The 17,765-nt window shown below is 57.3% G+C and carries 19 protein-coding genes and 1 other annotated feature; of the genes, 8 read left to right on the top strand and 11 right to left on the bottom strand.

Going from position 1 to position 17,765, the window contains the following annotated elements; translation table 11 throughout:
* Nucleotides 1–25: 25 nt before the first annotated feature.
* Complete coding sequence (gene ivbL, locus ACESQ2_RS02810) at nt 26–121, bottom strand: ilvB operon leader peptide IvbL (RefSeq protein WP_004107123.1); 96 nt, start codon at nt 119–121, stop codon at nt 26–28.
* Nucleotides 122–702: 581 nt separating this feature from the next.
* Here ivbL and tisB point away from each other — a divergent pair.
* The 4 genes from tisB (at nt 703) to emrD (ending at nt 3,576) form a co-directional block, all read left to right on the top strand.
* Nucleotides 703–792 (top strand): type I toxin-antitoxin system toxin TisB, encoded by a 90-nt coding sequence (gene tisB, locus ACESQ2_RS02805; RefSeq protein WP_004107126.1) that lies wholly within the window; start codon nt 703–705, stop codon nt 790–792.
* A 71-nt stretch (nt 793–863) separates the two neighbouring features.
* Nucleotides 864–1,310 (top strand): GNAT family N-acetyltransferase, encoded by a 447-nt coding sequence (locus ACESQ2_RS02800; protein ID WP_004855646.1) that lies wholly within the window; start codon nt 864–866, stop codon nt 1,308–1,310.
* A gap of 70 nt (nt 1,311–1,380) precedes the next feature.
* Nucleotides 1,381–2,214, top strand: a complete 834-nt coding sequence (locus ACESQ2_RS02795) for an EamA family transporter (RefSeq protein WP_373170147.1) — start codon at nt 1,381–1,383, stop codon at nt 2,212–2,214.
* A 177-nt stretch (nt 2,215–2,391) separates the two neighbouring features.
* Nucleotides 2,392–3,576: a multidrug efflux MFS transporter EmrD gene (gene emrD, locus ACESQ2_RS02790; RefSeq protein WP_004855651.1), complete on the top strand. Its 1,185-nt coding sequence runs from the start codon at nt 2,392–2,394 to the stop codon at nt 3,574–3,576.
* A 125-nt stretch (nt 3,577–3,701) separates the two neighbouring features.
* On the opposite strand, the gene dsdC is transcribed toward emrD, so the two are convergent.
* Complete coding sequence (dsdC, locus tag ACESQ2_RS02785) at nt 3,702–4,631, bottom strand: DNA-binding transcriptional regulator DsdC (RefSeq protein ID WP_032751820.1); 930 nt, start codon at nt 4,629–4,631, stop codon at nt 3,702–3,704.
* Between the two features lie 223 nt (nt 4,632–4,854).
* On the opposite strand from dsdC, the gene dsdX reads away from it, so the two are divergent.
* Both dsdX and dsdA read left to right on the top strand, forming a co-directional pair.
* Nucleotides 4,855–6,192, top strand: coding sequence for a D-serine transporter DsdX (dsdX, locus tag ACESQ2_RS02780; RefSeq protein ID WP_004116631.1), 1,338 nt, complete (start codon nt 4,855–4,857; stop codon nt 6,190–6,192).
* Between the two features lie 17 nt (nt 6,193–6,209).
* The gene (gene dsdA / locus ACESQ2_RS02775; RefSeq protein ID WP_014227321.1) at nt 6,210–7,538 is read left to right on the top strand and encodes a D-serine ammonia-lyase; all 1,329 of its coding nucleotides are present in this window, start codon (nt 6,210–6,212) and stop codon (nt 7,536–7,538) included.
* A 52-nt stretch (nt 7,539–7,590) separates the two neighbouring features.
* Here the strand turns inward: dsdA and ACESQ2_RS02770 are convergent, their stop codons facing one another.
* From ACESQ2_RS02770 to ACESQ2_RS02750, 5 genes are all read right to left on the bottom strand, one after another.
* Nucleotides 7,591–8,121, bottom strand: coding sequence for a radical SAM protein (locus ACESQ2_RS02770; protein ID WP_004855659.1), 531 nt, complete (start codon nt 8,119–8,121; stop codon nt 7,591–7,593).
* Nucleotides 8,118–8,480 carry a DUF202 domain-containing protein gene (locus tag ACESQ2_RS02765; RefSeq protein WP_014227322.1) on the bottom strand — a complete coding sequence of 121 codons (363 nt, stop codon included), beginning with the start codon at nt 8,478–8,480 and terminating at the stop codon, nt 8,118–8,120. The genes ACESQ2_RS02770 and ACESQ2_RS02765 overlap by 4 nt, the downstream gene beginning before the upstream one ends.
* On the bottom strand, nt 8,470–8,817 hold the full coding sequence (locus ACESQ2_RS02760) for a YidH family protein (protein WP_004855665.1): 348 nt from the start codon (nt 8,815–8,817) through the stop codon (nt 8,470–8,472). The genes ACESQ2_RS02765 and ACESQ2_RS02760 overlap by 11 nt, the downstream gene beginning before the upstream one ends.
* 180 nt (nt 8,818–8,997) lie before the next feature.
* The gene (locus tag ACESQ2_RS02755; protein WP_004855669.1) at nt 8,998–10,320 is read right to left on the bottom strand and encodes a 6-phospho-alpha-glucosidase; all 1,323 of its coding nucleotides are present in this window, start codon (nt 10,318–10,320) and stop codon (nt 8,998–9,000) included.
* Nucleotides 10,317–11,939 (bottom strand): alpha-glucoside-specific PTS transporter subunit IIBC, encoded by a 1,623-nt coding sequence (locus ACESQ2_RS02750; RefSeq protein WP_046877114.1) that lies wholly within the window; start codon nt 11,937–11,939, stop codon nt 10,317–10,319. Before ACESQ2_RS02750 ends, ACESQ2_RS02755 begins: the two co-directional genes overlap by 4 nt.
* Before the next feature lie 341 nt (nt 11,940–12,280).
* Here ACESQ2_RS02750 and ACESQ2_RS02745 point away from each other — a divergent pair, with 341 nt between their 5' ends.
* Nucleotides 12,281–13,027, top strand: coding sequence for a GntR family transcriptional regulator (locus ACESQ2_RS02745; RefSeq protein WP_014227323.1), 747 nt, complete (start codon nt 12,281–12,283; stop codon nt 13,025–13,027).
* Here ACESQ2_RS02745 and ACESQ2_RS02740 read toward each other — a convergent pair.
* The 3 genes from ACESQ2_RS02740 to ibpA form a co-directional block, all read right to left on the bottom strand.
* Nucleotides 12,995–14,656 carry a putative transporter gene (locus ACESQ2_RS02740; protein WP_004855675.1) on the bottom strand — a complete coding sequence of 554 codons (1,662 nt, stop codon included), beginning with the start codon at nt 14,654–14,656 and terminating at the stop codon, nt 12,995–12,997. The genes ACESQ2_RS02745 and ACESQ2_RS02740 overlap by 33 nt on opposite strands.
* 196 nt (nt 14,657–14,852) lie before the next feature.
* Entirely contained in the window at nt 14,853–15,281 is a 429-nt protein-coding gene (gene ibpB, locus ACESQ2_RS02735; protein WP_014227324.1) for a small heat shock chaperone IbpB, read from the bottom strand.
* 118 nt (nt 15,282–15,399) lie between these two features.
* The gene (ibpA, locus tag ACESQ2_RS02730; protein ID WP_004126917.1) at nt 15,400–15,813 is read right to left on the bottom strand and encodes a small heat shock chaperone IbpA; all 414 of its coding nucleotides are present in this window, start codon (nt 15,811–15,813) and stop codon (nt 15,400–15,402) included.
* Nucleotides 15,807–15,881 (bottom strand) — a sequence feature (ROSE (Repression Of Heat Shock gene Expression) occurs in the 5'-region of heat shock genes and acts as an RNA thermometer to modulate expression.). It overlaps the preceding gene by 7 nt.
* Before the next feature lie 300 nt (nt 15,882–16,181).
* Between ibpA and ACESQ2_RS02725 the strand changes: the two genes are divergently transcribed.
* On the top strand, nt 16,182–16,514 hold the full coding sequence (locus tag ACESQ2_RS02725) for a YceK/YidQ family lipoprotein (protein WP_025107564.1): 333 nt from the start codon (nt 16,182–16,184) through the stop codon (nt 16,512–16,514).
* A gap of 1 nt (nt 16,515) precedes the next feature.
* Here ACESQ2_RS02725 and ACESQ2_RS02720 read toward each other — a convergent pair whose 3' ends face one another.
* Complete coding sequence (locus ACESQ2_RS02720) at nt 16,516–17,742, bottom strand: DUF3748 domain-containing protein (RefSeq protein WP_154905711.1); 1,227 nt, start codon at nt 17,740–17,742, stop codon at nt 16,516–16,518.
* Nucleotides 17,743–17,765: the final 23 nt, after the last annotated feature.

Raw genomic sequence — 17,765 nt, 5'->3', positions numbered from 1 at the left:
TTTGGAATTCGTGTTGTTCCGGACCCTACGGCGCGTTGCCGACGACGACCACCACAGACACGACGACCACCGCGGCAGGCGCGGTTAGTAGTAGGGTCGAAGTCAGCGTGGTAGCGTTCATGAGGGACCTGTTGTCTCAAAAAAGGGAATGAATTTATACAAACACAGCTTTTGTCATTCCACAATGGATTTATTTTCAACCAGGAGAAACTGCGCGGAAGATCACATTAATTTGCGGCGGGATAAAAACAAAAAACCCCGCCGCGGCGAGGTTTTCTGTTCGGTGTTTTTACGGTTGGTAGCCGCAAGCACACTGTATTACGTCAACGAAAAAAGTATACGCGATCGGGGAAGAAGGCGCAATTTTCACGATGGTTTTTGCTGATTTAGAGTATGGATCGCGTATACAAATTTGTCCAAAAAATACTGTTCATATATACAGTATTCATTCTATACTGAGGGGGTACGCAGGGGGAATCTGGGGCCGCACTTTTACCGGCGCAAAAAAGTCCTGGCTGAAACGGGTGGTGCCGTCAGCGCCTTAACCCCAGAAGAGCACACTGTGTTACGTCAACAAATACCCCGAATTATTGAGTCCGCCACCGGCAGGTGGCGCCTGAATATGACGGGTATACCCTGGCTGGCAACAGGCGGCGGAAAGGTACGCCAGCCGGTTGTGCTCCTGAACCAGAGGAGACGCGTATGGGCGGAGTGGATATCGTTGTTCTGATCCTGAAACTCATGGTTGCCGTGTTGCAACTACTTGATGCAGTCCTGAAGCAGTTCCGCTGATTCAGGTTCAAGTCGCACCTGAGAGGGGCGGGAAACCGCCCCTCTACAGGCTAACCTGACGGAGAAAAATTATGGCACCGTTGTTGATCGCCGCTATCACCCCGGACGAACCCGGTTTTTCGGCACTCCGCGCCGAAAGCCTGGCGCAAAACCTGAACATGCTGCGTCGCCTGGCGGAGAACTGGCAGAACGGGGAAAACCGTTTTAACGCGCCGGGAGAAAAGCTGCTGGGGGCTTTTGCGCACGGGCAGCTGGTCGGCGTGTGCGGGCTTAACATCGATCCTTTTAGCCAGCAGCCGCGGGCTGGTCGCATCCGCCATTTGTATATCGCCGAGCGCCATCGTCGGCAGGGGATCGGGCATCAGCTGCTGGTCTCGGTTATCACCCACTCCGGCAGCAGCTTTGATTTTCTCAACACCCATGCGCCGTCAACGGCCTGGTCATTTTATGAAAATCTGGGATTTCGCCCGATATATGATGAACCCCGGGTCACCCATCGTCTGTTCTGTTCGCTCTAGCCGCCGCTGGCTGCTGAAGAGTGCGCATGTTACAGTCCGTTGACGATTTATTCCCCAGCGCCAGGCCGCAATGACCATTACCGTATTCTGTATTTTGCTGTTCGCCGCCCTGCTTCACGCCAGCTGGAACGCTATCGTTAAAGCCAGCGGCGATAAAATGTACGCAGCGGTAGGCGTTAGCGGCTCTGCCTCGCTCATCGCCCTGGTTCTGCTCCCTTTTGCCCCCCAACCCTCGCTCGCCAGCGTGCCGTTTCTCGCCGTCTCCTGCGCGCTACAGGTGGTGTATACGGTGCTGGTGGCAAAAACCTATCAGGTCTCGGATATGAGCCAGACCTATCCGCTGATGCGCGGGACCGCCCCGCTACTGGTGGCGATAATCAGCGTCGCCTTTCTTGGCGACACTCTCTCCCCGCTGGCGTGGCTGGGCATCGGCGTCATCTGCCTGGCGATTCTGGCGATGGCCTTTAACGGGCGCGCCAGTTCGAGCCAGGGTATCGTACTGGCGCTGATCAACGCCTGCTTCATTGCGGGCTACACGCTGGTTGACGGAACCGGTGTGCGGCTTTCAGAAACCGCGCTGGGCTATACCCTGTGGACCTTTTTTATGAACGGCTTCTGTCTGCTGGGCTGGGCGATGATTGCCCGACGCCCGCAGGCCAGCCGCTATCTGCGCCAGCACTGGAAGAAAGGCATGGTCGGCGGCGTCGGTACCATGGGCTCCTATGGCCTGGCGCTGTGGGCAATGACCCAGGCACCGCTGGCGGTGGTGGCCGCCCTGCGCGAAACCTCGATTCTTTTTGGCGCAGTTATCGCGTTTATCCTGTTGAAAGAGAAGGTAGTTCCATTGCGCATCGCCGCCGCCTGCGGCATTGCCGCCGGGGCGATTCTGCTGCGGCTGTCTTAATCCACACATGGCAACATTAGTTGCCGACTTTCGTTTACAAAACCTGCCTGAACATCCCCGACAATCCCCCCTTACAGGGTTGTTCTGTCATTTTTATGTGGTAGATTCCTCCATCGTTTAGCGGGTGTGCCAGTCACATATTCTTCATCTTCAACTTTATACAAAGTATTCATCGACATGAAACGGCATAAGAACTTCAATTTGTTGTTGATGCTGGTGCTGCTGGTGGCCGTAGGCCAGATGGCGCAGACCATTTATATTCCGGCGATTGCCGATATGGCGATATCGCTCAACGTTCGCGAAGGCGCGGTGCAGAGCGTGATGGCCGCTTATCTGCTGACCTACGGCGTCTCGCAGCTTTTCTACGGCCCGCTCTCCGATCGCGTTGGCCGCCGCCCGGTGATCCTGGTGGGAATGTCCATTTTTATGCTGGCGACGCTGGTTGCCATTACCACCCATAGCCTGCCGGTGCTGATTGCCGCCAGCGCAATGCAGGGGATGGGTACCGGCGTCGGCGGCGTGATGGCGCGAACCCTGCCGCGCGATCTGTATGAAGGGGCGCAGCTCAGGCACGCCAATAGCCTGCTGAATATGGGGATTCTGGTTAGCCCGCTGCTCGCGCCGCTGATTGGCGGCATTCTCGATACCTTATGGAACTGGCGGGCCTGCTTCGTATTTCTGCTGGTACTTTGCGCCGGCGTCACCTTCAGCATGGCGCGCTGGATGCCGGAAACCCGGCCCACCGGCGCGCCGCGTACCCGGCTCATCACCAACTATAAAACGCTGTTCGGTACCGGCGCGTTCAACTGCTATCTGCTGATGCTGATCGGCGGCCTGGCGGGCATTGCCGTGTTCGAAGCCTGTTCCGGCGTGCTGATGGGCGCGGTACTGGGTCTGAGCAGTATGTCGGTCAGCATTCTGTTTATTCTGCCGATCCCGGCGGCGTTCTTTGGCGCCTGGTTTGCCGGCCGGCCGAACAAACGCTTCCCGACGCTGATGTGGCAGTCGGTGATTTGCTGCCTGCTGGCGGGGGTACTGATGTGGATCCCTGGCCTGCTGGGCGTGATGACCGTCTGGACCCTACTGGTTCCCGCCGCGCTGTTCTTTTTTGGCGCGGGGATGCTGTTCCCGCTGGCGACCAGCGGCGCGATGGAGCCCTTCCCGTTCCTCGCCGGCACCGCCGGGGCGCTGGTGGGCGGGCTGCAGAATATCGGTTCCGGCGTGCTGGCGTGGCTGTCGGCGATGATGCCGCAAACCGGTCAGGGCAGCCTCGGCCTGCTGATGATGCTGATGGGATTGCTGATTCTGCTGTGCTGGCTACCGCTGGCGTCGCGCTTTCATCAACACCAGCAGCCGGTTTAAGGCTTCTTTGCGGGTTCCCCGGGTCGCGACGCGGGGCGTCTTACCCGGGCTACAAAATGACGGACGCCGATGAACCCGTAGCCCGGCTAAGCGCAGCGCAAGCCGGGATGAAACTAAGCCGGTCATCATAATTGCGCCTGACTCTGCAACCAGTGGATAAAGGCGTCAATTTTCGGCCACTGGCGGCCCGGCAGGGTCGTCACGTAGTAGTGCTGATGGCACTTCAGGGTCATCTCGCCGAACGGTGCGATCAGCTCGCCGCTCTCCAGGCGCTTTTGCACCAGCCGCTTACGCCCCATCGCCACGCCAACGTGATTCATCGCGGCAATCACCGCTAAATCCGAACGATCGAAGCCAATACCCGACGATTGCGGCAAATCTACGCAAAATTTCTGCGCCCAGCTGAACCACTCATCGGTGCCGGAATCGTTGCTCCACGCCTGACGATCGTGCAGCAGCGTACAGTGACGAAGATTGCCGGGGTTCTGCTGTAGCTGATGCTGGCGCGCGTAATCCGCCGTGCAGACCGGTACGATGGCCTCATCCATCAGAAAATGGTGGCTCAGCTGCGAGGAAGGCGCATCATCGAAGTAGATTGCCAGATCGATGCCCGCGCGCTGCATATTGACGTTATCGTTGCCGGTCAGCACGGTAAGCGAGATCGACGGATAGCGGCGGGTAAAATCGCCGAGCGCGGGAACCAGCCAGCACTGGGCGATGGACGGGCGCGAATAGACCGTTAACGTCCCCGACAGCTCCTGGTTTTTAATATCCAGAATTTCCTGGTTCAGGCTATCCAGCGAGGACTTCAGCGCCCAGAACACCCGCTTACCTTCATGCGTCAGCTCTACTTTGCGGTGCGAGCGCACAAACAGCTGGATCCCCAGCTCTTCTTCCAGCTGATTGATACGGTGGCTCACCGCGCTGGGCGTCAGCGACAGCTCCTCCGCCGCCAGCGCAAACGACTCATGCCGGGCGGCGACTTCAAAGGTATACAGCTTCGATAGCTGCCAGCCGTTAAGCAGGCGAGTGCCTAACTCTTTTAGCGTCTCCATCTCTTACTCCTTCACTATTCCCCGCCGAGTGTAAGAAATTTTTCGCGCCAGCTGCGCGTTAAAGATGAATAAAAGTGATGCATAGCACACATAACAGACAACTTTAGAGCAAAATCACCTTTTTGATTCAATCTGATTCACCTGAAGGGCCGTTTATATCGTTTGTCAGCGCGTGCCGTTTTTCTGTTCAATACCCATAGATTATTCACAGGCGAGGTGGGGTATGGAATCTCAGATCTGGGTTGTGAGCACGCTGCTGATCAGCATCGTGTTGATTGTATTAACTATCGTCAAACTGAAGTTTCACCCGTTTCTGGCGCTACTGCTGGCAAGCTTTTTCGTCGGCGCCATGATGGGCATGAGCCCGCTGGATATGGTTAACGCCATTGAGAGCGGGATTGGCGGCACGCTGGGCTTCCTTGCGGCGGTGATTGGGCTGGGAACGATTCTCGGCAAAATGATGGAGGTCTCCGGCGCAGCGGAACGTATCGGCCTGACGCTCCAGCGCTGCCGCTGGCTGTCCGCTGACGTCATAATGGTGCTGGTGGGCCTGATTTGCGGGATCACCCTGTTCGTTGAAGTGGGCGTGGTGCTGCTGATTCCGCTGGCGTTTTCCATTGCCAAAAAGACCAACACGTCGCTGCTGAAGCTGGCCATCCCGCTGTGTACGGCGCTGATGGCGGTGCACTGCGTGGTGCCGCCGCATCCGGCTGCGCTGTTCGTCGCCAACAAGCTGGGCGCGGATATCGGAACGGTGATCGTTTACGGTCTGCTGGTGGGCCTGCTGGCTTCGCTGGTCGGCGGCCCGCTGTTCCTGCGGCTGCTCGGCAACCGCCTGCCGTTTAAAGCGGTGCCGGCTGAGTTTGCCAACCTCGAAGTACGCAAAGAAGAGACCCTGCCGTCGCTGGGCGCCACGCTGTTTACGGTGCTGCTGCCGATCGGCCTGATGCTGGTCAAAACCATCGCCGAACTGAATATGACCAAAGGCGGCACGCTGTATATGCTGCTGGAGTTTATCGGCAACCCGATCACCGCCATGTTTATCGCCGTCTTTGTGGCCTACTACGTGCTGGGTATCCGCCAGAATATGGGCATGAGCACCCTGCTGACGCATACGGAAAACTGTTTCGGTTCTATCGCCAATATCCTGCTGATTATCGGCGCAGGCGGGGCCTTTAACGCCATTCTGAAAACCAGCGGCCTGGCCGATACGCTGGCGGTGATTCTGTCGAACCTCGATATGCACCCGATTCTGCTGGCCTGGCTGGTGGCGCTGATTCTGCATGCCGCCGTCGGTTCCGCCACCGTCGCCATGATGGGCGCAACCGCCATCGTCGCGCCGATGCTGCCGCTCTATCCCGGCGTGAGCCCGGAAATCATCGCTATCGCCATCGGCTCCGGCGCGATTGGCTGCACTATCGTGACGGATTCCCTGTTCTGGCTGGTTAAGCAGTACTGCGGGGCAAGCCTTAACGAAACGTTCAAATACTACACCACGGCGACCTTTATCGCTTCGCTGCTTGCACTGGCCGGTACATTCCTGCTTTCTTTCATCATCTGAGCGCAAAGAGACGTAATATGAAAAACGCTGACATGACCACTTTACTCGCCCAGTTTCCTCTACTGGAGGAGCTGATAGCCCTGAAAGAAACCACCTGGTTTAACCCGTCAACGACGTCGCTGGCGGAGGGGTTACCCTACGTTGGCCTGACGACAGAAGACGTTCAGGACGCCCACGCCCGCCTCGATCGTTTTGCGCCCTATCTGGCGGAAGCCTTTCCGGAAACCGCCGCCACCGGCGGTATTATCGAATCCGAGCTGGTGGCCATCCCGGCAATGAAGGCCCGGCTGGAAAAAACCTTTCGTCAGCCCATTGCTGGCGATCTGCTGCTGAAGAAAGACAGCCACCTGCCGATTTCCGGCTCGATTAAGGCCCGCGGCGGCATTTATGAAGTCCTGACCCACGCGGAAAAACTGGCGATCGACGCGGGATTGTTAAACACAGCCGACGACTACCGCAAGCTGCTGACCCCCGAGTTCAGGACGTTCTTCAGCCAGTACAGCATCGCCGTTGGCTCCACCGGCAACCTGGGGATGTCGATTGGCATAATGAGCGCGCGCATCGGCTTCAAGGTGACGGTCCATATGTCCGCCGACGCCAGAGCGTGGAAAAAGGCCAAACTGCGCAGCCACGGCGTGACGGTGGTGGAGTATGAAGAGGATTACGGCGTGGCGGTTGAGCAGGGGCGTAAAGCCGCCGAGTCCGACCCGAACTGCTTCTTTATCGATGATGAGAACTCGCGCACCCTGTTCCTCGGCTACTCCGTGGCCGGCGAGCGGCTAAAAGCGCAGTTTGCCCGCGAAGGGCGCGTGGTGGACGCCAGTCATCCGCTGTTTGTTTATCTGCCGTGCGGCGTTGGCGGCGGCCCCGGCGGCGTGGCGTTTGGCCTGAAGCTGGCGTTTGGCGATAACGTCCACTGCTTCTTCGCCGAACCGACCCACTCCCCTTGCATGCTGCTGGGGGTTTATACCGGCCTGCATGACCAGATTTCGGTTCAGGATCTGGGAATTGATAATCTGACCGCCGCGGACGGTCTGGCGGTAGGCCGCGCTTCCGGTTTCGTTGGCAGGGCAATGGAGCGCCTGCTGGATGGGTTCTACTCTCTTGATGACCAGACAATGTACGACATGCTGGGTTGGTTAGCCGAGGAAGAAGGTATTCGCCTGGAGCCGTCCGCGCTGGCCGGCATGGCCGGGCCGCAGCGGGTCTGCGCCAGCCAGGCGTATCAGCAGATGCACGGTTTCACCGCCGGGCAGATGCGCAATGCGACCCACCTTGTGTGGGCAACCGGCGGCGGCATGGTGCCGGAAGAGGAGATGGCGCAGTATCTGGCAAAAGGACGGTAAACCTCCCGTCAGGTCAACGCGATGGCGACGAAGCTTCTTTCGTCGCCATTTTTTAGCGCAGCAGATGCATAAGCTCAACCGGCGAACGGTGCTGATTGAGTAGATCGCGCAGAACGCGCATATAGGGGGCGCTCCAGCTATAAAACTGCCGGTAACCCTCGCATAGCGCATTGGAGCCATCCTCCAGACGCAGCTGCGGGCAGCCCCCACCGCATAATCTTAGCCAGGCGCAGCCCGCGCAGGCTGGCCCCGGCGGATTGTTGGCATACTGCACCGACTCGCCGCGCCAGGCGCGCAGCGTGGCCTCAAACAGCGGCACGACGATGCGGTTAGCATCTTCTTTAACCCAAATCGCAAACACCGCGCAGAGGAAATCCCCCCACAGCCGGGCGTCGGAAGGTTGCAGATGGGGAATAAACTTGATGGCCACGGCTCCCTGAGCGCTCAGCTGATGGTAGACACGCTCGGGGCGTTGGCACGCCTGACGATCGATAATGACTTCCTGTACCGGAAGATCGCTCGCCAGCGATTTGCAGTTACCGCAGTGCCGATCGTCACCGTAATCGGCCTGACATCCTGTCATGTCATATCCTTAATAAACAAAATCACCTGTCGTATATGGGTTACAGCAAACAACAATGACAGGGAAAGTACTGCGAATGCGATCAAAAATTTGTCACGAACCGCCTGCGGCTGAGCAAAATCGCTTTGCTCAACGTTCATCAGATTACGGCTGCGGGTATAGCGCCAGAGGATGAGGGCGGCGAACGGCAATATGCACAGCGAAATCCAGAATGCGATCCCCGCCTGATGCCAGTGGTGCTTAATCGCCAGCGCCAGCAGCGCGCCATAGCCTAAAAGGGTGCGAAACCAGGCCAGCGACGTACGCTCCGGCTGCAGGCCCGGATCGCTCTCGCGACGCGCCCGGCGATTATCCGGCATAGAGCACCAGCGCCATCACTACCACGATGACGAGGGTCAGCAGAATACTGATCAGCAGCAGCGTGCGGGTATAGGGAAGATCCTGTTTCAGCCGCATCGCCTTTTCGTTGCTCAGCCAACGTATATAGCCGTAAATCGCCAGACCGCCGGCAAACAGGCACAGCAGCAGCGCCAGAATTTCGCGAATCAGCGGCGTAGCGAAATCCGGCGCCAGCTGGTCCAGGCCGACGCCACCGGCTAAAAAGCCAAGCGAAGTGCGGATCCACGCCAGAAAGGTACGTTCATTCGCCAGCGAGAAGCGGTAATCCGGCGCTTCACCAAGGCGGGATATTTTCATCATGACTCCTTGATGGATTCCCGGTTGCGTAAAATACCGCCGATTCTACCTGACTGCCAAAGCGGAGGGCATTAATAATCGCCCCGTTTCAGAGGAAGCTCAGGTCTGATAACCGTATAAAGTCGGGCTATCAGGCCGATAAATGAATAACCGGCACCGTGTGGCTGCCGGTCAGCAGGATTAATGCAGTTCCGGCCAGTACGCTTTATTGGCCGCAATCAGGTCATCAAGAATCGCTTTCGCAACGGATGCGCTCGGCACGGTTTTCGACAGCGCAATGGCCTGCCACAGCTTGTGATAAGAGCGCTGTTCCCAGGCATCCACCACCAGTTTTTCCACCGCAACCTGCTGGCTCATCATCCCTTTCTGGAAGTGGGGAATGTCGCCTACCGTCAGCGGCTCCGGTCCGTTGTGGCCAACCAGGCACGGAATTTCCACCATCGCATCGGCGTCAAAGTTATGAATCGCCCCGTTGTTTGGCACAATCAGCAGCATGCGTTCCTGAGTATTAAAGGCAATCGCCGCCGCCAGATCGACGATGTAGGACGCGTGTTCGTCAATTTCCAGATCGCCTGCGGACGAGTGGCCCGCGGCAATAATGGCCCGGCAGGCGCTAAAGACGTTTTTCTCACGGTGGTCCATCACCTCGTTGGCGCGGGTGCGTTCCGGATTGGAGTGCGCCACGACGTAGTCCGGGAACAGATAGTACTTAAGGTAAGTATTCGGCATCGTATCCGGATCCAGCGCCTGCACGTCCTTCGCCTTGGCGAAGGTGTCGTTCCAGCTCGCCTCGGTATGGGGATCGTTTGATGGCGGAACATAGCCGAATTTCGCCACATGTTCGCGCAGTTTCGGCATCAGATCGTTACCCTGTAGATCTTCAATCGAGGTCCACCAGCCGAAGTGGTTCAGCCCATAGTAGCGCACGCGCATCTGCTTGCGGTCCTTGAGGCCGACGATTTGCGCCATCCGCCCTTCGATACCGATCGGCATATCGCAAATGTTGAGAATTCTGGCGTTCGGACGCAGGCGACGGGTCGCTTCCGCCACAATGGCCGCCGGGTTGGAGTAGTTCAGCATCCAGGCGTTCGGCGAATATTTTTCCATATAGTCCACCAGCTCCAGGACGCCGCCGATGGAGCGCATACCGTAGGCGATACCGCCAGGGCCGCAGGTTTCCTGGCCCAGAACGCCGTGGCGCAGCGGAATTTTTTCATCTTTTTCACGCATCGGGTATTTGCCCACGCGGATATGCGCCATCACGAAATCAACGTCGGTAAAGGCCGCCTGCGGGTCGGTGGTATAGCTGAATTCAATCTCCGGCGCCTGCTCTTTGAGGATCACTTTGCACGCCTCGGCGATGGTCTCCTGACGCGCGCCGTCGTTGTCGTAAAATTTCAGCGACCGCAGCGGGAAGCGATCCTGGTTCGCTAACAGCATCAGCACGATGCCCGGGGTGAAGGTACTGCCGCCGCCTGCGATAACAACTGAGAATTTTTTCATGATACTGCCTCCGTCATGGTGGTTTGTTCGGTCTGTAGAGAATCTTTGATGAGGGTTTCCAGCTGGTCGCGGACCTGAGGAACGTGCAGGCCGACGATGACCTGAATTCCGTTGCCGCGGCGGACTACGCCGTGGGCGCCCAGCGCTTTAAAGACGTCGTCGCTTTGCGTCTTCGCCATATCGACCAGCGCGATGCGCAGTCGGGTGGCGCAGTTATTAATGCTTTCGATATTGCCCGCTCCGCCCAGCGCCTGCAGGAAGCCGGCGGCCTGGCCCAGTTTGGTATCCGCTGCCCCCGCGGCGCTGGTTTTGCCGCGCGCGGCCTGATAATCCGCTTTGCTATAGAGCTTAATTTCACTCTCTTCGCGGCCCGGCGTTTTCAGGTTCAGGCGCAGAATCAACGTGCGGAAGATGACGAAGTAGAGTGCGGTGAAGCACACGCCAACGCCTATCTGGATAAACATCATTGAGGCATGGTTGTGGAACATGGGGATCCAGTTTTGCGGCAGGAACTGGTCGAGCAGGCCGCCGCCAAAGTTGCCTACCACGCCGCAGATATACATCACCGTCGCCATAGTGGCCGCCAGCACCGCATGGACGGCAAACAGCAGCGGCGAGATAAACAGGAAGGTGAACTCTAACGGCTCGGTTATTCCCACCAGTACGGCGGTCAAGGTGGCGGGAATCAGCAGACCGGCGACTTTCACGCGATTTTCCGGCGCGGCGGTGTAGTAGATCGCCAGCGCGATACCCACAGAACCAAAGACCTTCGAGTTACCGTGCAGCGCGAATCCGCCTTCCGGGAAGAGGGTTTTCAGCGCCTCGGTACTCTGGCTGAACTCATGTAAATGCTGCGCCCAGTAAACCTGAATACCGCTTTCCACTACCGCCGGGCCGAAAATAAACGGTCCGTAGACAAAGTGATGTAAACCGGTCGGGATCAGAATGCGCTCAAGGAAAATATAGACCCAGACCCCCAGCGCCCCGGCCGAGCGTAAGAAGGCCTGCAGCGATTCAATGCCCATCTGCACTTTTGGCCAGCCAAGCAGGGTCAGCCAGGCGCAGGGGATCATCGCCAGGAAGGCGACAATCACCACAAACGAGGAGCCCTGGAAAATCCCCAGAAACACCGGCAGCGGTTTATCGAAGTAGCGGTTATGCAGGGCGGTCACCAGCCCGGAGATAACAATCGCGCCGATAATGCTGGTATCGAGCGTTTTAATCCCGGCCATCATCGTCAGGCCGCTGCCTGGCGTCGGCTCCACGGAAAAATCGACGCCGAAGAAGTGGCCCCAGGTCATTCCCATGGCGTTGATGAAGTAGTTCCAGGTGAGGAAGCTGACCAGTACCGCCAGGCAGGCCCGGCCCTGGGCCTGTTTCGCCAGGCCGATCGGCAGACCGACGGCGAAAATCAGCGGCATATTACGAAAGACGGTCCAGCCGCCCTCTTCAACAATGTGAACGATCTGAGCAAATAAACTATCGGGTGCTGTGAGCGCTTCCCCGACGAACATCGGGTTGCGCAGCATAATGGCGATACCCACCACGATCCCGGCGAAAGGAAAGAGTAAAACCGGGGTAAACATGGCGCCGCCAAAGCGTTGTATTTGACTGAGCATTTGAAAATCCTCATATAACAACTCATAGGGTGAGTGGCCTTATCCATACCCGGCATGCTTCACGTACCGCGGTGAATGATTCAGGGTAATTATTTGTACTGGCCTGAAACGAGAATAGAAATTTGCCCGGTCGACAACATGCGGCGCCGTTACGATTCGTGATCGCTTTCATGGTTTTAATTGCGCCAATGTTGTCTACTTTTTAAGTAAAAATTAGACATTCTGAATTGCGCTTATTACGCCTCTGTAACCAAGCGTATTTATCCATATGTATTAACTCTATTTTTAAAGCTAATAATCCGTGCATCATCGTTTTCAACTGAGTGAATAGAGGTCTACTGGTGATCTACAAATCCATCGCCGACAGATTACGTTTGCGCCTCAACTCCTCCGATTTCGAAGTCGGCAGCCCGCTTCCCGGGGAAAAAAAGCTGGCGGAAGAGTTCGGCGTCGCGCGCATGACTATCCGCAAAGCCATCGATCTGCTGGTCACCTGGGGACTGGTGGTGCGTCGGCACGGCTCCGGCACCTACGTCGCCCGCAAAGACCTGCATCATGAAACCAGCAATCTGACCGGGCTGGCCGAGGTGCTGCGCAAGCAGGGTAAAGAGGTGGTCAGCCGGGTATTGGTTTTTGAGGTGATGCCCGCCCCCCCGGCTATCGCCAGCCTGCTGCGGATACAAATTGATGAACGGATCTACTTCTCGCGCCGGGTGCGCTATGTCGATGGCAAGCCGCTAATGCTGGAGGACAGCTATATGCCGGTGAAGCTGTTTCGCAATCTGTCGCTGGTGCATCTGGAAGGGTCGAAGTTCGATTACATCGAGAAGGAGTGTGGCATAACCATTAGCGGCAACTATGAAACGCTGTCGCCGGTGCTGGCGGACAGGCAGCTGGCACAGTCGATGAACGTGCCGGAGCAGACGCCGCTGCTGCGTATAACCTCCCTGTCCTACAGCGACAGCGGCGAGTTTCTTAACTATTCGGTGATGTTCCGTAACGCCAGCGAGTATCAGGTGGACTACCACCTGCGGCGCGTCCAGGCGGAGAATCCGTTAACCTATCCCCCAGAACAGCACCGCCAGTAGCTGCGGCGTGATAATACGTAAGAACATGACCAGCGGATAAACGGTCGCGTAAGAGAGCGCCGCCGCGCCGCTGGTGGCATGCAGGTTGTTGGCAAAGGCCAGCGCGGGCGGGTCGGTCATTGAACCGGCCAGCATCCCGCACAGGGTCAGGTAGTTCATCTTCGCCAGCATCCGCGCCAGAATACCGACAGCCAGCAGTGGGATAGCGGTGATAAAGATGCCGTAGACAATCCAGCTCATGCCATCACCGTCAATCAGCGTCGCCACAAAATCGCCGCCGGATTTCAGGCCAACCACAGCGAGAAACAGCACAATGCCCAGCTCGCGCAGCGCAAGGTTAGCGCTGGGCGGCATAAACCAGTAGAGCTTACCGATGCTGCCGATACGCCCGAGGATCAGCGCCATAATCAGCGGCCCCCCTGCCAGGCCCAGCTTCAGCGCCGCCGGGAACCCCGGAATAAACAGCGGAATGGAGCCCAGCAGCACGCCCAGGCCAATACCGATAAATACCGGCAGCATCTGCACCTGCTGCAGTTTTTGCTGGGCGTTGCCCAGCTCGGCGGCCACCGCGTCAATCGCCTCCGGACGGCCGACGAGGTTAAGAATATCGCCGAACTGCAGGCTGGCATGGCTGCTGGCGACCAGCTCAACCCCGGCGCGATTGAGTCGCGAGATCACCACGTCATAGCGCTGTTTAAAGTGCAGATCGCGTATGCGTTTACCCAATACTTTTTCGTTAGTGACTACCACGCGCTCGACTTTCAGATCGGTACCGCGCGTGGAGAGCGAAGTGGAAACCTCCTTGCCAATCACCAGCTGGGCATTGTGTAAATCCTCCGGTCGCCCGACCAGGTGCAGCAGGTCCCCGAGCTGAATCAGGGTATTCGGCGCGGGCACCATTAGCATCTCCTCGCGCTTGAGGCGCGAGCAGATCAGCTTGTCGCTGTTAAGCATCGGCACATCCTGAATCGCCATATTGTTCAGGTTGGGGTTTTCGACCCGCACGTTGATGGTCTGAAGATGCGCGTGGCCGTTGCCGCTGATCTCGTCAAACTGCTGGGCTTCTTTCTCGACGTTGATGCGGAAAAACAGTCGCACCAGCCACATGGTCAGCAAAATGCCGCAGATACCAAACGGATAGGCCATGGCGTAGCTCATCCCCATCTGATCGACGGTATCAAGCGGCACGCCAAGGTCGCGCAGGATCTGCTGCCCGGCCCCCAGCGCAGGCGTGTTGGTTACCGCGCCGGAGAAGATGCCGAGCACCACGGGAAGAGGGATATCGAACAGTTTATGCAGGACCGCGGTGACCAGGCCGCCGAGAATGACGATCAGAATAGCGAAGAGGTTCAGCCGCAGGCCGGAGACGCGCAGCGAGGCGAAGAAGCCCGGCCCCACCTGGATACCGATGGTATACACGAAGAGAATCAGGCCAAATTCCTGAATAAAGTGCAGCATAGGGCTGCTGAGCGTAATGCCCGCCTGGTCCACAAAGTGGCCGACGATAATACCGCCAAACAGCACGCCTCCGATACCGAAGCCGACACCGCGCACTTTTACATTGCCGATCCACAATCCGACGACCGCCACCAGCGCCAATACGCTAACGGTCAATGCTATATCACTCATCGTCTCTTCCCTGTGTATAACATTACTCACAATGAGGATTATGACCGGTACTCACCAGGCTGTATGCCGCCTGGCGCACAATAATCACGGGATCAGCCAACGACCATTTTGTTGAACACAGCAAGAAAGGACAAAGTAATGCGTATCACACACAAAAAAGCCCCGAACATCGGGGCTTTATAGGTGGTTAGCTTAATTAGCTATCTAACGCGGGGCGCTCGCTGATGGCGATACGCTGCGGGGCGATCTGTTCCGGCTCGTTGCGGGTCAAATCGATATGCAGCAGGCCGTTGGTAAAGGTTGCCCCGGAGACTTCCATATTTTCGGCGAGCGTGAAGCTCAGGCTAAACGCCTGGTTAACCAGCCCCTGGTGCAGCCATTTGGTCTCTTTTTCCGGCTGCTGCGGCGCGCCTTTTACCGTCAGGCGCGTGCCTTCAAGCTGGATATCCAAATCTTCCTGACGGAAACCGGCCAGCGCAAGGGTAATGCGATAGTGGTTGTCGTCGCTTTTTTCGATGTTATAGGGCGGGAAGCTCTGGCTTTCACCGGCGGTTTGCAGCGCGTTGGCCAGTTTGTCAAAACCGATCCATTGACGCAGCAGCGGGGATAAATCGTAGTTACGCATAGTCTTTCTCCTTCTAAGAAGCGAGTGGATATCTGCAAATCCTGTGGATTCGCCTTTGCCCCCTGACGGCGGGCAGTTTTTTTGAATGAATACCGGGCCGCCTTCGCGGCCCAACAAATTAGTTGATCTCGATACGGCGCGGCTTATTCGCTTCAGGAATAACTCGCTCAAGGTCGATATACAGCAGACCGTTTACCAGGTTGGCGCCGCGAATATGAATATTTTCCGCAAGCTGGAATTTACGCTCAAAATTGCGTTCAGCGATGCCCTGATACAGGTAAGTGCGCTCTTTCTGCTCGGCGGCATGGGCGCCTTTTACGATAAGCAGATTATCCTGCGCGGTAATTTCCAGTTCGCTCTCGGCAAAACCGGCAACGGCAATCGCGATGCGGTAGTTGTTCTCGTCTACTAACTCAACGTTGTACGGAGGATAGCCGCCATTACTCTGGCTTTGATTATTTTCTAACAGATTGAAAAGGCGGTCGAAACCAATAGCAGAACGATACAGCGGGGAGAGATCGAAATTACGCATAATACATAGCTCCTGAAATCAGCGAGAATTATCTGACCTTCCATCATGGACAGGCCGTTATTACCCGGAATACCCATTCGGCGTATTCTCCGGGAGACACATTCCTAAAATGGGTATATCCATGACCTTTTCAAGGGGAAATGGGCAATTTTTTTTGCAGTTTGCGGTCTATTGCTTAGACTGGAGGGACAGCACAAAAGGCAAAGTGCGACGCCTGCCACAGTGCGGCGCAATGGCACTATGCATCCATGGAATGGCCCGATATAACCGATATGTACGCCATTCTTCGGGCCGCGGCTCTGTTGGCTGCGCCCTGCATGATTTTGTACATAGAAGGTTCTATCAACGCCCGTAACGATGACGGAAAAATGATGAAAAACGGTCTGTTAAAGCTGGTCCTGTTTAGCGGGATGATAAGTTTAGGCGGTTGCTCCAGCGTGATGTCACATACCGGCGGTAAGGAAGGAACCTATCCGGGAACGCGCGCCAGCGCGCAAATGCTGGGAGATAGCGATGCCAACTGGGGTACGAAATCCCTGGTGGCGCTGGATATGCCGCTCACGGCCGTTATGGACACGCTGCTGCTACCGTGGGATATGTTCCGCACCGATAGCTCGGTTAAATCGCGCGTGGAAAAGAGCGAGAAAGAGACGCTGGCGACCAACGCAGTGATCCCGCCAGCGCCAATGCCGAACCCCTGATTTAGCGCGCCGTTGTGGTTACCCACAGCTGGCGGTAACCGTCCACCTCCTCCATCCAGGCAAGCCGTGTGCCGTCTGGCGAAAAGACGACCGCGTCGGCCGAAGGCGGATTGGCATGCTCATCGGTCAAAAAGTCGATTTCCCCGCTCCGCGCATCACAAAGCGCGATGCGGTTTTCCAGCACAAAGCCCAGCCATTTTCCTGATGGATGCCAGTTAAACGCCGACTGGATATCGGATCGGTTGTGGGTCAGCTGCCGCAGCTTGTCTCCCTGCGCCGAGATAAGCCACATTTGCACCACGCCGGCCTCGTCGCGCATCAGAAAAGCGATGTCCGTTGCCGACGGATTAGCGCGCACCCAATGACGCGGCGTATTCACCAGTCCCGGGTAACGGCGTTGGTGGGTAAACGTTAAGCGACGCTGAATAACGCCGGCAGGGGGAGCCGGCATCGTGGTTTCCGTTCCTGCCAATGGCGCATCGCCAGACTGCTTCCAGCCCTGTTCGCTCTCCGGCAGTTCGACAATAAATAGCTCCGGCACTTTGTCGCCATTTACCGCCAGCGTATCGCCAATAAACGCCAGCGCACGGTTGCCCACCCAGCCCTCTTCATAGGCGCGATTAATCTCGTCGCTGCCCGGCGCGGGGGTCGGCGTTGTGCGGCTGACCAGCACGCACCAGTGGCTGCCGCCGTATTCTCGTGGATGATCCCCACGCGGTACTACCGGGCCATAGGGAACCGCCACGCCAACGTTGCGCAAATCCAGCGCCGGATCGCGTTCATGCAGCACGTGGTCGTTATAGGTAAAGCTGACAAATTCGCCGTTCGGGCTGAAGACATGCACATGGCTACCGCCGCGCAGCGCGCCGGGTGTATAGGGGGCGGAAATATCCATCGCATCGAGGTTGTGCGTTTCGCCCTGCCAGGAGACCACGCCGCGACGATGGTGGAAATCGTAATGCCAGCGCTCGTCAGGGTTTTCCGGCCCGTGGATAAAGACATATTTATCTATCGATGGATGAACGGTCACCACGCCAACGTACGCGCCCTGTCCGGCACGGTAGAGGATCTCAACCTCTCCCGTCTCGACATTCACCCGCTCGATGGTTTCGCCGGTAAAAGAGGCGCCAGAGGGACGAACGTCAAAGACCAGCCACCGGCTGTCCGCCGTCCAGGCGCGCGTGTTGGTAAGCTGATGATGACGGGGAGCAAAGGTGACTTGTTTCATAAACATACCCTGATGCGAGACTT

This window comes from Klebsiella sp. Q11, from assembly GCF_964241505.1.
GTDB classification, from domain to species: domain Bacteria; phylum Pseudomonadota; class Gammaproteobacteria; order Enterobacterales; family Enterobacteriaceae; genus Klebsiella; species Klebsiella michiganensis.
This window is presented reverse-complemented; position numbering and strand designations above follow the sequence as displayed.

Bases quoted from the DNA above. Each gene is read 5' to 3' on its own strand.
- ACESQ2_RS02725 (WP_025107564.1), top strand. From the start codon at position 16,182: ATGATGAAAAACGGTCTGTTAAAGCTGGTCCTGTTTAGCGGGATGATA.
- ACESQ2_RS02760 (WP_004855665.1), bottom strand. From the start codon at position 8,817: ATGAAAATATCCCGCCTTGGTGAAGCGCCGGATTACCGCTTCTCGCTG.
- ACESQ2_RS02765 (WP_014227322.1), bottom strand. From the start codon at position 8,480: ATGCCGGATAATCGCCGGGCGCGTCGCGAGAGCGATCCGGGCCTGCAG.
- ACESQ2_RS02740 (WP_004855675.1), bottom strand. From the start codon at position 14,656: ATGAGTGATATAGCATTGACCGTTAGCGTATTGGCGCTGGTGGCGGTC.
- ibpB (WP_014227324.1), bottom strand. From the start codon at position 15,281: ATGCGTAACTACGATTTATCCCCGCTGCTGCGTCAATGGATCGGTTTT.
- ACESQ2_RS02795 (WP_373170147.1), top strand. From the start codon at position 1,381: ATGACCATTACCGTATTCTGTATTTTGCTGTTCGCCGCCCTGCTTCAC.
- ivbL (WP_004107123.1), bottom strand. From the start codon at position 121: ATGAACGCTACCACGCTGACTTCGACCCTACTACTAACCGCGCCTGCC.
- dsdX (WP_004116631.1), top strand. From the start codon at position 4,855: ATGGAATCTCAGATCTGGGTTGTGAGCACGCTGCTGATCAGCATCGTG.
- ibpA (WP_004126917.1), bottom strand. From the start codon at position 15,813: ATGCGTAATTTCGATCTCTCCCCGCTGTATCGTTCTGCTATTGGTTTC.
- ACESQ2_RS02755 (WP_004855669.1), bottom strand. From the start codon at position 10,320: ATGAAAAAATTCTCAGTTGTTATCGCAGGCGGCGGCAGTACCTTCACC.
- ACESQ2_RS02720 (WP_154905711.1), bottom strand. From the start codon at position 17,742: ATGAAACAAGTCACCTTTGCTCCCCGTCATCATCAGCTTACCAACACG.
- ACESQ2_RS02800 (WP_004855646.1), top strand. From the start codon at position 864: ATGGCACCGTTGTTGATCGCCGCTATCACCCCGGACGAACCCGGTTTT.
- emrD (WP_004855651.1), top strand. From the start codon at position 2,392: ATGAAACGGCATAAGAACTTCAATTTGTTGTTGATGCTGGTGCTGCTG.
- dsdC (WP_032751820.1), bottom strand. From the start codon at position 4,631: ATGGAGACGCTAAAAGAGTTAGGCACTCGCCTGCTTAACGGCTGGCAG.
- ACESQ2_RS02770 (WP_004855659.1), bottom strand. From the start codon at position 8,121: ATGACAGGATGTCAGGCCGATTACGGTGACGATCGGCACTGCGGTAAC.
- ACESQ2_RS02750 (WP_046877114.1), bottom strand. From the start codon at position 11,939: ATGCTCAGTCAAATACAACGCTTTGGCGGCGCCATGTTTACCCCGGTT.
- dsdA (WP_014227321.1), top strand. From the start codon at position 6,210: ATGAAAAACGCTGACATGACCACTTTACTCGCCCAGTTTCCTCTACTG.
- tisB (WP_004107126.1), top strand. From the start codon at position 703: ATGGGCGGAGTGGATATCGTTGTTCTGATCCTGAAACTCATGGTTGCC.